This window comes from Actinopolyspora sabaoui (assembly GCF_051225635.1).
Taxonomy (GTDB): domain Bacteria; phylum Actinomycetota; class Actinomycetes; order Mycobacteriales; family Pseudonocardiaceae; genus Actinopolyspora.
On sequence record NZ_JBMIHH010000014.1, the window covers coordinates 1 to 13,608 of the forward strand.

At 66.1% G+C, this 13,608-nt stretch carries 9 protein-coding genes and 2 pseudogenes; 4 read left to right on the forward strand and 7 right to left on the reverse strand.

Annotated features, from left to right (window positions below):
• Positions 1 to 118, forward strand: a pseudogene (locus ACOQFL_RS21320) (IS30 family transposase); the annotation flags it as partial.
• Between the two features lie 61 nt (positions 119 to 179).
• Here the strand turns inward: ACOQFL_RS21320 and ACOQFL_RS21325 are convergent.
• The 6 genes from ACOQFL_RS21325 to ACOQFL_RS21350 all read right to left on the reverse strand — a co-directional run bounded on the left by ACOQFL_RS21325 (position 180) and on the right by ACOQFL_RS21350 (position 10,033).
• Positions 180 to 3,278, reverse strand: a complete 3,099-nt coding sequence (locus tag ACOQFL_RS21325) for a type I restriction endonuclease subunit R (protein WP_435545982.1) — start codon at positions 3,276 to 3,278, stop codon at positions 180 to 182.
• 220 nt (positions 3,279 to 3,498) lie between these two features.
• Entirely contained in the window at positions 3,499 to 4,692 is a 1,194-nt protein-coding gene (locus ACOQFL_RS21330) for a restriction endonuclease subunit S (protein WP_435545983.1), read from the reverse strand.
• Positions 4,689 to 6,695, reverse strand: a complete 2,007-nt coding sequence (locus tag ACOQFL_RS21335; RefSeq protein ID WP_435545984.1) for a type I restriction-modification system subunit M — start codon at positions 6,693 to 6,695, stop codon at positions 4,689 to 4,691. Before ACOQFL_RS21335 ends, ACOQFL_RS21330 begins: the two co-directional genes overlap by 4 nt.
• Positions 6,696 to 6,770: 75 nt before the next feature.
• Positions 6,771 to 8,807 carry an N-6 DNA methylase gene (locus ACOQFL_RS21340; RefSeq protein WP_435545985.1) on the reverse strand — a complete coding sequence of 679 codons (2,037 nt, stop codon included), beginning with the start codon at positions 8,805 to 8,807 and terminating at the stop codon, positions 6,771 to 6,773.
• 126 nt (positions 8,808 to 8,933) lie between these two features.
• Positions 8,934 to 9,152, reverse strand: a complete 219-nt coding sequence (locus ACOQFL_RS21345) for a DUF397 domain-containing protein (RefSeq protein ID WP_435545986.1) — start codon at positions 9,150 to 9,152, stop codon at positions 8,934 to 8,936.
• Positions 9,149 to 10,033 carry a helix-turn-helix domain-containing protein gene (locus tag ACOQFL_RS21350; RefSeq protein ID WP_435545987.1) on the reverse strand — a complete coding sequence of 295 codons (885 nt, stop codon included), beginning with the start codon at positions 10,031 to 10,033 and terminating at the stop codon, positions 9,149 to 9,151. The genes ACOQFL_RS21345 and ACOQFL_RS21350 overlap by 4 nt, the downstream gene beginning before the upstream one ends.
• Positions 10,034 to 10,383: 350 nt before the next feature.
• Between ACOQFL_RS21350 and ACOQFL_RS21355 the strand changes: the two genes are divergently transcribed.
• From ACOQFL_RS21355 to ACOQFL_RS21365, 3 genes and pseudogenes are all read left to right on the forward strand, one after another.
• A complete protein-coding gene (locus tag ACOQFL_RS21355; protein ID WP_435545988.1) occupies positions 10,384 to 10,677 on the forward strand; it encodes a hypothetical protein in 294 nt (97 codons plus the stop codon).
• Between the two features lie 135 nt (positions 10,678 to 10,812).
• A pseudogene (locus ACOQFL_RS21360) lies at positions 10,813 to 10,911 on the forward strand (ATP-grasp ribosomal peptide maturase); the annotation flags it as partial.
• Complete coding sequence (locus tag ACOQFL_RS21365; RefSeq protein WP_435545989.1) at positions 10,908 to 12,035, forward strand: methyltransferase domain-containing protein; 1,128 nt, start codon at positions 10,908 to 10,910, stop codon at positions 12,033 to 12,035. The pseudogene ACOQFL_RS21360 and the gene ACOQFL_RS21365, both read left to right, overlap by 4 nt.
• A gap of 90 nt (positions 12,036 to 12,125) precedes the next feature.
• On the opposite strand, the gene ACOQFL_RS21370 is transcribed toward ACOQFL_RS21365, so the two are convergent.
• Positions 12,126 to 13,571 (reverse strand): hypothetical protein, encoded by a 1,446-nt coding sequence (locus ACOQFL_RS21370; protein ID WP_435545990.1) that lies wholly within the window; start codon positions 13,569 to 13,571, stop codon positions 12,126 to 12,128.
• Positions 13,572 to 13,608: the final 37 nt, after the last annotated feature.

The window sequence follows — 13,608 nt, forward strand, 5'->3', positions numbered from 1 at the left end:
CCAAACCGACCTCGACCACATCGCCACCCAACTCAACACCCGCCCCCGCCACACACTGAACTGGATGACACCCTCCCAAGCACTAGCCCAAGCACTCGGTGTTGCAACCACCCCCTGAGACCGCCCGCGAAATCGCCGCGCCCCCAACCGAGCACCCGCGAAAACGTCCCCGGCACCGCTCAGGCGACCTCGCGGTGAATCATCTCGTAGGCCCGCCTGCGCGCCAGCCGGATGTAGTCGTCCCGCGCGTCCTGGTCGTCCAGGAACTTCTGCAGGAACTTGGTGTTGTCCTCACCGCGTTCGATCACCTTGTCCTGGAACCTGGAGTCGAACACGTCGGCGAAGGTCTCCTCGCTGTTGTTCAGCGCAGCCGCCTGCACGTGCCCGTCGGCGATGACCCGCTCCACGTCGGCGAGCATGTCGTGCTCACCGAGGTTGGTGCCGTGCCGCTCGTTGAACTCGGCCAGCAGCTCGGCCAGCGTGACCTTCTCCGGCTCTGCCGCCGCGCCCGAGCCGCCGCCGCTGAATCCGGGCAGCACCTGCTCACCCTCGGGTTCGACGCGCACGTCGTGCTCACCGGTCTTGCTGATCCGCAGGTGGGTGAGGTCGACCTTTCCGATGTCGACGGAGCCGTCCTCGCCGCGCGGCAGCACGTTGAGCAGGTGTTTGCCGAACAGGTAGAGCTGTTCCAGGTCGGTGTCGCGGTACGGGATCACCTGCGCGAGGAAGGCGTACATCCGCACGTAGTCCCGCAGCGCGGCCCGGAACTCCTCGGCCTCCTCCGGTTCCCGCTCCTGGTAGTGGGCGAAGCGTTCCTTGGCGGGTTCGGCGAACCGGTAGAGGTCGGCGTGGGCGCGCTGCCACTGCGCATCGGTGGTGGCCTGCTGCTGCGCGGCGAAGTAGGAATCGGCGAAGTTGCGCATCTCCGATTCCACGAGCAGCGCGTAGTGCATCACCCGGTGCTGCGCGGTGTAGAGCAGGTTGGGGTCGGTGGGCGGGGTGACCGCGTGCTCGTGGAACTTGCGGAACTCGGCCTGGATGTTCTCGGCCTCGTTGGCCAGGTCGAGCACGAAGATGTCGTCCTGGCTCTTGAGCGGGTGGGTGCGGTTGAGCCGCGAGAGCGTCTGCACGGCCGCCACCCCGTTGAGCTGCTTGTCCACGTACATCGTGGTCAGCAGCGGCTCGTCGAAGCCGGTCTGGTACTTGTCAGCGACCACCAGCAGCCGGTACTCGCGTCTGCCGTTGTGCGCGGCGTTGGGGTCGTCGGCCCTGGTGTAACGGAACCACCCGGTCAGCTCGTTCTCACCGAAACCGTTCAGGCCGGTCTCGGTGTACTCCGCACCGTCGAGGGACAGGCTGCCCGAGATCGCCACCAGCGAGTCGGGCTCGGTGTAACCGCGGGTCTCGACGTACTCGCGGATGGCCAGGAAGAGCCGAACCGCGTGCTCCCGGGAGCGGGTGACCACCATGGCCTTGGCGCGGCCGCCGAGCTGCTTGGCGGTGTGTTCCCGGAAGTGCTCGACGACCAGCTCGGCGCGCTGCCGCATGCTGGTGGGGTGCAGCTCGGCGAAGCGCACCAGGTGCGCCTTGGCCTTGCGCGCCTCGACCTCCTTGTTCTCGTTGGCCTGTTCGGTGGCCAACCGGAAGTAGGTCTTGTAGGTGACGTAGTTGCGCAGCACATCGAGGATGAATCCCTCGTCGATGGCCTGACGCATCGAGTAGACGTGGAACGGTTCGTAGTTGCCCAGCTCGTTGGGGGTGCCGAACAGTTCCAGCGTCTTGGGTTTCGGGGTGGCGGTGAACGCGAAGTAGGACATGTTCGGGTGCCTGCCGCGCGCCAGCGCCGAGGCGGTCAGCGGGTCGCCGTCCTCGTCGACGTCGTCGCTGCCGAGCTTGAGCAGCACCCGTTTGAGGTCCTTGGAGGAGTCGCCGGACTGCGAGGAGTGCGCCTCGTCCACGATCAGCGCGAAGCGCTGCTGCCCGGTGCTGGCGACCTGGTCCAGCACGTACGGGAAGGTCTGCAGCGTGGTGATGACGATCTTCACACCGGGGTCGTGCAGCGCGTGGGAGACGTGCGCGGACTTGGAGCCGCCCTTCTTCCCGTCGATCGGCTCGACCACCCCGACGACGTGGTCGAACTGGTTGATCGTGTGCTGCAACTGCCGGTCGAGCACCGTCCGGTCGGTGACCACGACGATCTTGTCGAAGACCTGCTGGTTGGGGCGTAGTCCCGCCCGGACGGCCTCGGGGTCGAGTTCGGACTGCTCGCCGGGAGTGTGCAGGCTGGACAGCCGGTGGGCGAGCCAGGCGATGGTGTTCGACTTGCCCGAGCCCGCCGAGTGCATCACCAGGTAGTTGTTGCCGGGGCCGTGGGTGGCGACGTGTCGGCTCATCCGCAGCACCGCGTCCCACTGGTGGTAGCGCGGGAAGATCGTCTCGCTCTGCTTGGCCTTGGCTTTGCGCGTGTTGGGCTGCTTGGACTTGTCGGGCTGCTCGTGGATGAACCGCCGGATCAGGTCGAGCCAGTTGTCCGGCTGCCAGACCTTCTCCCAGAGGTAGGAGGTGCGGTAGCGGCCGGGCTCGGCGGGCGGGTTGCCGCCTCCGCCGGAGACGCCGGGGCCCTCGCTGCCGGTGTTGAACGGCAGGAACCGGGTGTTCTCGCCCTCCAAGCGGGTGGTCACGAACACCAGCTCCGGGTCCACGGCGAAGTGCACCAGCGCGCGGCGGGCGAAGATCGTGTCCGCGGGGTCGCGGTCCTGGCGGTACTGGTGCTTGGCCTGCTCCACGGTCTGGCCGGTGAGGTGGTTCTTCAGCTCGGCCGTGGCGACCGGGATGCCGTTGAGCAGCAGCACCAGGTCCAGCGAGTCCTTGGGGTGCTTGTCCGAATGGTGCAGTTGGCGCACCACGGTGAGCCGGTTGGCGCGGTACTCGGCCAGCGCGTCCTCGGCCACGGTGTGCGCGGGGCGGAAGTAGGCGAGCTTGAGCAGCACGCCCTTGTCCTTGACGCCGTGCCGCAGCACGTCCAGCGCGCCCCGCTGGTCGATGGCCTCGGACAGTCGTTTGCCGAAGGCACGCTGCGCCTCGTCCGGGTCGGGGTAGAACGCGCGCAGCCGTTCCCACTCGCGGGGCTGGGTCTCGCCGAGGAACGTGAAGACCTCGGACATGTCCAACGCGATGTCGGCGCGGTAGGTCTCCGTCGAGCCCTTGAGCCATCCGGAGTCGAGTAACGCCTGTTCGATCGCCGCCTCGAAAGCGGCTTCGCCGTGCGGTGCGTGCATTCCTTCCCCACAGTCCTGGTCGAGTGGACCTTCACGAGCGCCGCGCGGCGAACGAGCGGCGGCCCCGTACCCGCCTTCCGCCCGCCGTACGCTTCGGTCGGCTCACGCGAAAGCTTGCCCTCGGTTTCTTCCGGTTTCCGATCGTGCGGGCCACCACGACCGGAAAGCCCGCCATTCTCCCGCGGCAGTGGCCCCGGGCCATCCGCCGAACGAAGGAAAGTCACGCCCGCAGATCCGACGTCGCCCGCCCCGCCGTCGTCACATCCAGCTGCCCCGTTACAGCGGCGGTGATGAGGGCCTGCTTGCGTTCTGCGAGGAGGTCGAGCTGTTGCTCACAGAGAGATACAGCATTATTTTTTACTTCAATTTCATTTTCTAGGTCATCCTCAATGAGCCTCTGATCATTAACCGTCACCCAAGGTACAGGAATTGATTTTATATCCTCCATGTTCAAGTGTGGATGCAAAGAACCTTGCGTCTTCAGCTCAAAGAACAGAGAAATACTCCTCGAGAGAAGAACATGTGCCAAGTACTTCGATCTCACCATCCTGAGATCTGGAGAAATGAGAACCATTCTCTGGCCGATCGCAATAGCAGGATCATTTTCGGAGTAGTACCCAATCTCTCCCACTGGAGCCTCTCGGCTCAAGAGTATGTCTCCAACAGAGGGAACCCTTCGCTTGGTCCACTCCGCATAAGACTCACTATCGGTTTCATAAAGCTGATCATGAACTATTTTTCCGCCCCTGACTGCGGAGGTCCCCGCTATCCAATACCCACCGCCAGTAACACCGGGGGCAGTCTTGTGCTCCGTGTCTGTAATTTCAGCCAGATACTTAAGTGGCACCTTCCTCAAAAAACCTTTAGATATCCTTTCCTCAACAGAGGAGAAAAATCTCTCAACTACAAGATCCAATTGACTTCTTCTGATTCGAGAAATGCTATCAATTCGAGGAAATTCCCTGTCAAGGAAGTCGGCGATGCGGCGCTGCTCTTCGAGAGGGGGAAGCCACATCCGATAGTCTCCCATTGCCTCCCACGAGGTCCGAGGCATCCTTACGCCGTAAGAAGTCGCAACAGCCCAATCGACCCAAGGAGCGGAAAGTGAACTGTAGAACAGGTAACGTTTGTCCAAGTTTTCACCTGGACGCAACACCATCAGCTCATTCGTGGCCACTCCCACATCTGTCGGCATAAGCGATTTCGAAAGATACGGACGCAACTTCCCAAAAAGGACATCACCAGGACGATGTTGGATTTCTTCTTCCGCATCTTTCAAAGGTAGATCGCTACGAAGCAGCTTTCCACTTCCGGATTCAACATCCTCGAGAGAAGTGTACGGCAGCTTTCCACCTCCACCCTTCACCACAGGAGAAGTAGCGCAGTGCTTCAACCGAACCAGCTCGTAGCTCACTCCGTCACCTCCGAAAGCAGCCGCTGGATCTCGGATTCCAGGCTCTTCAGTTCGGCGTCGATCTCCGCCAGCGGCCGGGGCGGCACGTACTTGTAGAAGTACCTGGTGAACGGGATCTCGTAGCCGATCTTGGTCTTGCTGTGTTCGATCCAGGCGTCGGGCACGTGGGGCAGGACTTCGCGGGTGAGGTACTCGTCGATGTCCTCGCCGAGGGGGACGTTCTCGTTGTCGCGCAGGTCCGGGTCCGGCAGCGCCGTGCCCTTCTTGTCGGTCTGCAACTCGCCGTCGGCGTCGGAGACCGCGACCGCGTTGCTCACGACCTTGTTCACCGAAGCCGGGAGTTTGCCGCCGGCACCGGCCTCGGCCAGTGCTTGGCGGAAGGCGGCGTCGAAGTCGACCTTCTTCCACCAGGTGTTGCCGACCAGCCCGCGCAGCGCGGCCAGCAGCGCCTCGCGGTCGTCGTAGTTGCCCACGGGCTTGGCGCTGTCCACCTCGGCGAGGGTCTGCTCGGTGACCTCGAAGCGTTGCCGCAGCGGCCGCTCCACGGTGATGCGCTGGTAACCGAAGTCGGTGGTGTCGAAGATCTTGACCTTGTCGTGCAGCTCGTGGTTCTCGTCGGCCGCGATCGAGTCGGCCTCGTTGTAGAGCCGGGTGAGCTGGGCGATCTGGTCCTCGGTGACGTACTTGCGCTTGTCGCCGAGGCTCTTGCGCATCTTGGCCCAGTACTCGCGGGCATCCAGCAGCGTGACCTTGCCGCGGTCGCGTTCGGCCTTGTTGTTGGACAGGATCCAGAAATAGGTGGAGATGCCGGTGTTGTAGAACAGCTGGTCCGGCAGCGCGACGATGCCCTCCAGCAGATCGTTCTCCAGGATCCAACGACGGATGTTGGACTCGCCCGACTCGGCGGCCCCGGTGAACAACGGCGAGCCGTTGAACACGATCGCCACCCGCGAACCGCCCTCCTCGACCCGTTTCATGTGCGCGATCATGTGCTGCAGAAACAGCAGCGAGCCGTCGTTGATGCGCGGCAGCCCGGCGCCGAACCGCCCGGCGTGGCCGAGGTCGGCCTCGCGCTCCACGTCCTCACGGACCTTCTTCCACTCCACCCCGAACGGCGGATTCGCCAGCAGGTAGTCGAACCGCTTGCCGTAGTGCCGGTCGTGGCTGAACGAGTTGTCGTTGGCGACGTTGCCAGCCTCCTGCCCCTTGATCAGCAGGTCGGACTTGCAGATCGCGTACGACTCGGGATTGAGCTCCTGACCGAACAGCGTGACCGTCGCGTTCGCGTTGTAGCCGGTGACCACGTCCTCGGCCGCCGAGAGCATCCCGCCGGTGCCGCAGGCCGGATCCAGCACCCGCAGCGTCGCCCCCGGCTGCACGATCTTGTCGTGATCCGGGTCCAGCAGCAGGTTGGTCATCAGCTTGATGACCTCACGCGGGGTGAAGTGCTCCCCGGCCGTCTCGTTCGAGATCTCGGAGAACCTGCGGATGAGCTCCTCGAACAGATACCCCATCCGCTGGTTCGACACCGTGTCCGGATGCAGGTCCAGCGAGGCGAACTTGCCCACCACCTGGTACAGGATGCCGCCGGATTCCATCCGGTTGATCTGGGTGTCGAAGTCGTACTTCTCCAGGATCTCGGCTGCCTCCTGCGAGAACCCGCCGATGAAGGCCCGCAGGTTCTTGCCCACCTGGTCCTGATCGGCCAGCAGCGAGGTCAACCCCTCGACATCGCGGGAGAAGGTGAACTTGCTGGTGTTGTAGAACCGGAAACCCGCTTCCTTCCGCAACAGCGGGTCGATGTTGCTCACCCCGAGCTGCTCGGTGGCGTGCTTCTTGCGCTCCAACACCTTCACCCGCGTGGGCTCCAGCACGCAGTCCAACCTGCGCAGCACCGTCAACGGCAGGATCACCTTGCCGTAATCGGACTGCTTGAAATCCCCACGCAACAGATCGGCCACCGACCAGATGAAATTGGCCAGCTCCTGGTCCTTCGTGCTCAACTCGGCATCCCCTCAACCATGTGAAACCGTTCCGATTCGATCAGTAGCGTCCGTCGTCACTCGCGGCGGGTGGCCTCAGCCGCGTTCCTCGTCGCGGGGCGGCCGCAGCCCGTTGCCGGTGAGCCCGTCGATCATGTCGTCGACCCACTTGCCCCCCTGCTCACGCACCCGGTGCAGCCCGTGCTCCAGCCGGAACAGTCCGCGGAACGTATCGGACCAGCGGCGCTGCTCCTCGGGCGGGACGCGGGGCAGCTCCACCTTGCGCACGTCCAGCCGCGCCGTCCCGGAGCCCGCGCCGAGCGCGGCGTTGGCCGAGTTGCGCAGGAAACCCGCCAGGAACCAGGAATCGAGCTGTTCCGGGTTCGGCCGCAGCAGCCACAGGTGCGGGCCGAGCACCGCCTCCTCACGCTCGATCACCCGGCTGACGAGCCGCTCACCGAGCATCGGCAGCACCACGTCGCCCTCGCGGAGCCGAACCGGTTCGGCGGCACCGCGCAGCACGCCGGAAGGCGCCCTGCCCGCGTGCACGTCCTGCGCCGTCAGCGCGGTCAGCTCCGCGGCGTCCTCCTCCCGCGCGCCGGTGGGGACCTGCTGCAGCACGGTCATCGCACCGGTGCGGGCCAGTTCCCCGATCCGCGCGTGCGGCCGTGCCGGGGCGTCCTCGGGCAGCACCTCCGGCACGAGCGCGGGGAGCTCCCGCAGCAGCCCGAGCAGGTGCTCCCTCGCGGTGCGGATGCCCGCCACATCGGTCCGCACCGAACCGGCCAGGTGCCGCGCCGGGCTGAGATCGACCTCCTCGTCGAGCAGGTCGATCGCGGGCACCACGCGGCACACCCCCGGTTCCTCGGGCCACGTACCGGCCCCGTCGAACTCCCGCCAGGCGGGCAGCACCAGCTCACGCAGCGCGTCCCAGTCCGGCGACTTCGCCTTGAGCAGCCGCGAACCGTCCAGCAACAGCACACCGCCCGGCGGTTCGGCCCCGGCGTTGCGCAGCACCCACAGCACCGTGCTCGCCGAGGTGCCGGGCAACGCCCCGCTGGGCAACGCGACCACCGCGCGCAGCACGCCGCGCCGCACCAGCTCGGCGCGGATGCGCCTGCCACGCGCCTGGCCGCACACCCCGGCGGGCAGCCCGAGCACGGCCACCCCCGAGGTGTCCAGGTGCGCGAGCGCGTGCTGCACCCAGGCCAGTTCGGCGGCACCGCGCGGCGGCAGGCCGTACTCCCACCGGGGGTCGAACTGCAGTTCCTCGAATCCCCAGTCCTTGACATTCCACGGCGGCACGCAGCGCACCGCACCGAAGGTCTGGCCGGGAAACCCGTCCTCGCGCAGCGCGTCACCCGCCGCCGGCCGAGGTGGGGTTCGGGTGTGCAGCAGCATCCGGGCGGTGGCCAGCCGCAGCAGCTGCCGGTTCGGGTGCTGCCCGGCGGCCACACCCGAATCCAATGTGGGCAGCAGCAGCTCACCGAGACCGCAGTAGGGGTCGAACACCTCGTCGCGATCGGCCAGTCCCGCCATCAGGCGAGCCAGCTCCGGCGGAACAACCCCGGCACCGCGCGGCTCCGCGCGTTCGGCGGTGGAGACCAGCAGCTCCTCGAAGGCGGACGGTTCCTCGGCCGCGCGGTCCAGCAGCCGCAGCAGCGGCGCCCAGTCGGGTTCGGGCGCGAGCGGTTCGAGGTCCAGATCCAGTTCCCCGACGGTGGTGGACACGCGTGCGGCGACGGCTTCGGTGAGGGCGCGGTCGTTTTCGAACGTCTCGGTGGTGAGCTCGGCGGCGAGCCTGCCGTGGTGGTCGAAGAGGTGGCGCAGCGCGACGGCGAACGTGATCAGCACTTCCACGGTGTCGGTCGTGCCGCGCAGCCCGTCGAGTTCGCGCCAGAGTTCGTCGGCCAGCGGGAGTTCGGCGAGCTTGCCGTACTTGTCCAGCCACGCGCGGATCTCGTCGGCGTCGAACAGCGGGCTGCTCGCGGTTCCCGCGATCTGTGCGGGGAAGTCGTCGTAGCGCTTGCGCCAGTTGCTCACCGCCGCACGACGCACCCCGGCCAGACGCGCGATGTTCACCGCGTTGATGGTGGTCACGGTGCCGGTGGGTGCGTCCTGCTGATCGTTCACAACGAAACCCTAGCATCACGTGACCATGCGTTGACAAGGTTCACAGCAAATTCGTGCTCACGTATCAGTAACAACCGCGTCCCGGCTCCGGAAGCGGAACCGGGACGCGAGAGGGCGAGGGCGACGTCAGCGGTCGAAGCGGCCTTCGCGCAGCGCCACGGCGAACGCCGACCACGCGGAAAGCCGCATCGCAAGCACCGGACCGTCGGGGCCGAGCTTGCTGTCGCGGACACCGATTACGCCCGGGGCCGAGCCGACCTCGACGCAACCGTTGGCCCTGCTACGCGAGGACTTCCGCCAGTTCGCGATGGCATGTGCGGGGTTCGAGTTCCGGTCGTTCGTCATGATCCCAGTTCCTCGGCTATTCGTTCGAGCACCGCGGGCGCTTCCTGCGGAGTACACGCGTGCGCCTGCAAGTGCCGCATCACCCAGCGATACGTGGCGATCTCTTCGGGCTGTTCGTAGTAATACCCTTTGACTCGGGTTTCGGCATAGACCGTGCCCGGATCATTTTCCAGCTCGGGCGGAAACGCCAGATAGATGAAAGCGCCCTCGATGCCGGTGTGTGCGCCCGCCGACATCGGCAACACCTGCACTGTGACGTGCGGCTGCTCGGACAGGCGCGACAAGTACCGGAGCTGTTCACGGGCTACCTCGACCCCACCGATCGGCGTGCGCAGCGCAGACTCGTGAATCACCGACCACAGCGCGGGTGGGCCGCCGTCCCGGTTCAGCACTTCGCGCTGACGCGCCATCCGCAGTTCGACACGTCGTGCGACTTCCTTCTCGGAACTTTCCGGTTGCAAACCCCGAATAACCGCCTCGGTGTAGCTCCGCGTCTGCATCAGACCGGACACGAGCTGTGCGTCGAAGCTCTCGATCGAAGCCGCACACGACTCCAGACCGAGAAAGAGCTCGAAGTACTCGGGCAGCACTTCGCTGGTGAAATCGAAGTTGATCCACCAGTCCCTGCCCTTCTTCGCGCGCGTCCGCAGCTCCTGGAAGAACTCGGAACGCTCCGGGACTCCGTAGAGTTCCAACAACTTGTCGAGCTGCAACGGCGGAGGCAATGAACGGCCGTTCTCGATGTGGCCGATCCCCTGCTCGCTTCCGCGCACCGCACGGGCCGAGTCCTCTCTGGACAGCCCCGACCTCTCGCGGAGCTTGCGCAACTCGAAGGCGATCCAGCGCTTCAGCACCGTGGGACTGCTCGGCGTACTGGGCACGTCTTCCTCCCGCCGCTGATGTTGCCTCGCAAGTCCATCACACCGGTTCCAAGCGGCATGCTCAGGTTCCTGCCGGGCACGACGCGGCAGCGATGATCACTCGATCGATCGACTATTCAATGAGCATGCTCATTTGTAGCGTACTCATTACGACATCGAGGCAACTCGCTTCGCCTTCGGTGATCGTGAGCCCAGGCAGCGGATCCGGGATGTGCCCCGAACTTCCCGGGTCGGCCACTCCCTTCCCCGGGCCGAGGCCCGCTGCCTGGCTCCGCCGAGGGGACCGGGAAACCCCGACACCGCCGGTCCCCTCGGCCCGATCCGCACGAAACCCCGGAAAGGAGACCAACATGAACACGCACCGACTCTCCTCCGCATGGACCCCGAGGTTGTTTCCCTGCATCGACGGGGACTCCTCGAAGACGACCGGCGACGGCGGAGGTACCTCGCCGCGCCCGTTCGGGCTCACCCGCACCGTGGAAGTGCACGACTCCCGGCTGAACACCCCCGGTGAACTCGACTACGACCCGCGGCGTCAGGTCAACGTCGCACCGGGAGGCGAGAACTCCGAGCAATTGGCGCTGCGCGCGGTCACCCATCAGGACACGCGCTACGACAGCCAGTGGTTCGTCGACAAGGACTGACCAGGAGCCACTCGGGTGGTGCCCTCCCGGAAAGGCACCACCCGGCTCCCCGCACCGTGCCACCCCGCCCCAGCAAAACCCTCAACTGGAACAACCCCACCGAACAACTCACCCGTGCACTCACCCCGCCCCGGCGATCTCAACCCGAACGGGCAATGGGGTTGGATCGCCGCGCACACCGGCCTGCCGCTCGCCGCCGCTATCGCCGACGAACTCACCGAGGACCGCACATGACCGACACAGCGCACGCCCACTCTCTACGGCAATGTCTCACCGACGAGCTCCGCCGGAGCGGGAACCCGCACAGCGCGCGCTGGGAGAACGCGTTCCGGAACGTGCCGCGCGAACGCTTCGTCTCCCGCTTCACCGTGCCCACACCGGACGGGCTGATCGAGTACGACGTGCACGGGTCGAACGCGAATCAGGCGCTGGCTGCCGTCTACTCCGACAACACTCTGATCACCCGGTGGGACTCCGCCGGGACCGCGATCAGCTCCTCCACCACACCGAGCCTGATGGCACTGATGCTCGAACAACTCGACGCCGCACCCGGTCACAGCGTGCTGGAGATCGGCACCGGAACCGGCTACAACGCCGCGCTGCTGTCCACAGGGCTCGGCGACGAGGCTGTTACCACCATCGACGTGGACCCGGTAGTGATCGAGAACGCGCGAGCCGCACTGCACGAGACCGGGTACGCCCCAACCGTGATCCGCGGCGACGGCGCGCGCGGCGTCCCCGGACGCGCACCGTTCGACCGAATCCTCGCCACCTGCGGGACGCACCGGATCCCGGCCGAGTGGCCGCGCCAGCTACGCCCGGACGGGGTCCTCCTGGTCAACCTCTCCTTCGCGCTGGTGCGACTGGAAGTCGACGAGCACGGCCACGCCCACGGCCAGTTCGCCGACACGGCGGCGTTCATGAACATGCGCCACGATCCGAACACGACGGAACCGACCGCGCGGGACGTTCTCGCACGTACCTCCGGCGAACCGAGCACCACGCGAACAGCGACACCACTGCCCGAACTGACCGATCCGAGCGTGTCCTTCCTACGCGCGCTGCTGTATCCGCGGCTGCGTCAACTCACGCTCGACCACGCCAGCGGAACCGAACAACGCCTCTACGACACGGAAACCGGAGCGTGGACGCGCGCCCGGCGCAACGGCGCGGACAGCGTCACGCTCGAACAGCACGGCAGCCGTGACCTCTGGTCGGAGCTGACCGAGCTGGTCACCGAATGGCACGAGTACGGGCGACCGGAACCGCACCACCACGGGCTACACGTGAGACCGGATGGAACCCACGTCCTCCGAGTGCACACGCCCACAGGGCCCGGAACCGTCCGGGAATTCTGAACACACGAGCCGCAGTGCGCGACACCCCCCCCGGGCGGAGCGGGGGAACCGGCGTGGCCCCTCGAACCGGCCTGGCCCCGCGAGGAAGCATCACCCGGTGACCCGCAGCCACAGGACGGTCCCGTCGTCGCCCACCGACACGGAGTGTCTCGGTCCCTGCGGGAGCGAGGGGCTCCGTTCATCGGCGATACGGTGGGCCTTGCGCATGAATCTTGCGAGCCTGCCCGCCTCCAGATCGCGAAACAGGTTCCGCTCGATCCCCTTGTGGATCTCCAACGTCCTGCCGCCCGGAAGCCGCGTGCTGTATTGGGTCCCCAGGATCGACATCCCGTTCGGCAGCTCGAACGACCGAAGGCCACCCCTTACGCCTTCCTCCTCGTGAAAACCCAGGGGAATGGTCTCTCCGGTTCGCCCGCTCTCCCGCAAGTACCGCGTGGCCGCCTCGCCCGCACCCGCGAACAGCAGCGCGGAGGCGGCGTTGGCGTTGGCCAGCAGCTTCGAGAACCAGATGCGCAGCCGCTCCGGCACGTTCACCACCTTCGAGCGGATCGGCTGCTGCCCGGAATCGCTCTCTTCCCCGGAATAGGCTTCCTCCGGAAGTGGGGCGGATCCCGAATCGGCTCGCTCCGCCGGCTCGCCCTCGTACATCGTTTCCTGCTCCGAATCCGGGGCCTCCGCACCGACCTCGCGGACCTCGAAGTCACCGGGAGGCGGGCCGGTGCGTTCGTCGAGCAGGTCGTCCATGTCCCGATCGGAGCCCTGCCACAGGTCGCTGTCACCGGGCGGATCGATCACCTTGGACTCGATGCCGGAAGCCTGTAGCAGCGTCGCCACCATCAGCCCGTCTGGGCTCTGGCCTCCGACCTCGACCGAGGCGACCTGTTTACACGCCTTCGCGAGCTGCGCCACGGCGTGCCCGGTGCCCTGGTGCGTCCCCTTGCACTCCAACACCACGAGCTTGAGACCCCCGCCACCCTTGGTCCGCCGCCCCACCAGAAAGTAGTCCGGACGGCTGTCGGTGTACTGGTTGAGCTCGCCCATGCCGGCCACGCCGCCGTACCGAAACGCGTAGTCCACGTCGACCGGGCTGAACGTCCAGTCCGGATACCGGTGCCGAAGAACCTCCCGCACCGCGACCAGCGAGAACCCGATACCCAGATACTCGGACTGGGCCACCTTGTGGTGGTGAACCACCCTGTTTCCCGCTTCGGAAAGCGCCAGCCGGCCCGCTTTATCGCGATGCAGGGTTCCGCAGTAGCGCAGCTGCGCCCAGTGCCGAGCCAGGTCCGCGAACGGCGAATCGTCGAACAGCGCGGTCGCCACGCCGATTTCCAGCAGGACATCGGCCGGACTCGTCCGCAGTGACTCCCGGCTCGACATCCCGAGCGAAGTGGGAGTCTTCCAGGTGCCGCCGAAATTCCGGTCCTCGCGCTGCTTCGCGATCTCCTGCTTCACCCGCTCCGCCAGCTCGTCCGAGCCGTCGTACCGGATGTCTCCCCGAGCCTTCAGCCTGTGAAACACCTGATCGAAATCCACGCGTTTCCCTTCCACGGGGCACCCGGCACGAAAGTAG

Bases quoted from the DNA above. Each gene is read 5' to 3' on its own strand.
- ACOQFL_RS21355 (WP_435545988.1), top strand. From the start codon at position 10,384: ATGAACACGCACCGACTCTCCTCCGCATGGACCCCGAGGTTGTTTCCC.
- ACOQFL_RS21345 (WP_435545986.1), bottom strand. From the start codon at position 9,152: ATGACGAACGACCGGAACTCGAACCCCGCACATGCCATCGCGAACTGG.
- ACOQFL_RS21325 (WP_435545982.1), bottom strand. From the start codon at position 3,278: ATGCACGCACCGCACGGCGAAGCCGCTTTCGAGGCGGCGATCGAACAG.
- ACOQFL_RS21365 (WP_435545989.1), top strand. From the start codon at position 10,908: ATGACCGACACAGCGCACGCCCACTCTCTACGGCAATGTCTCACCGAC.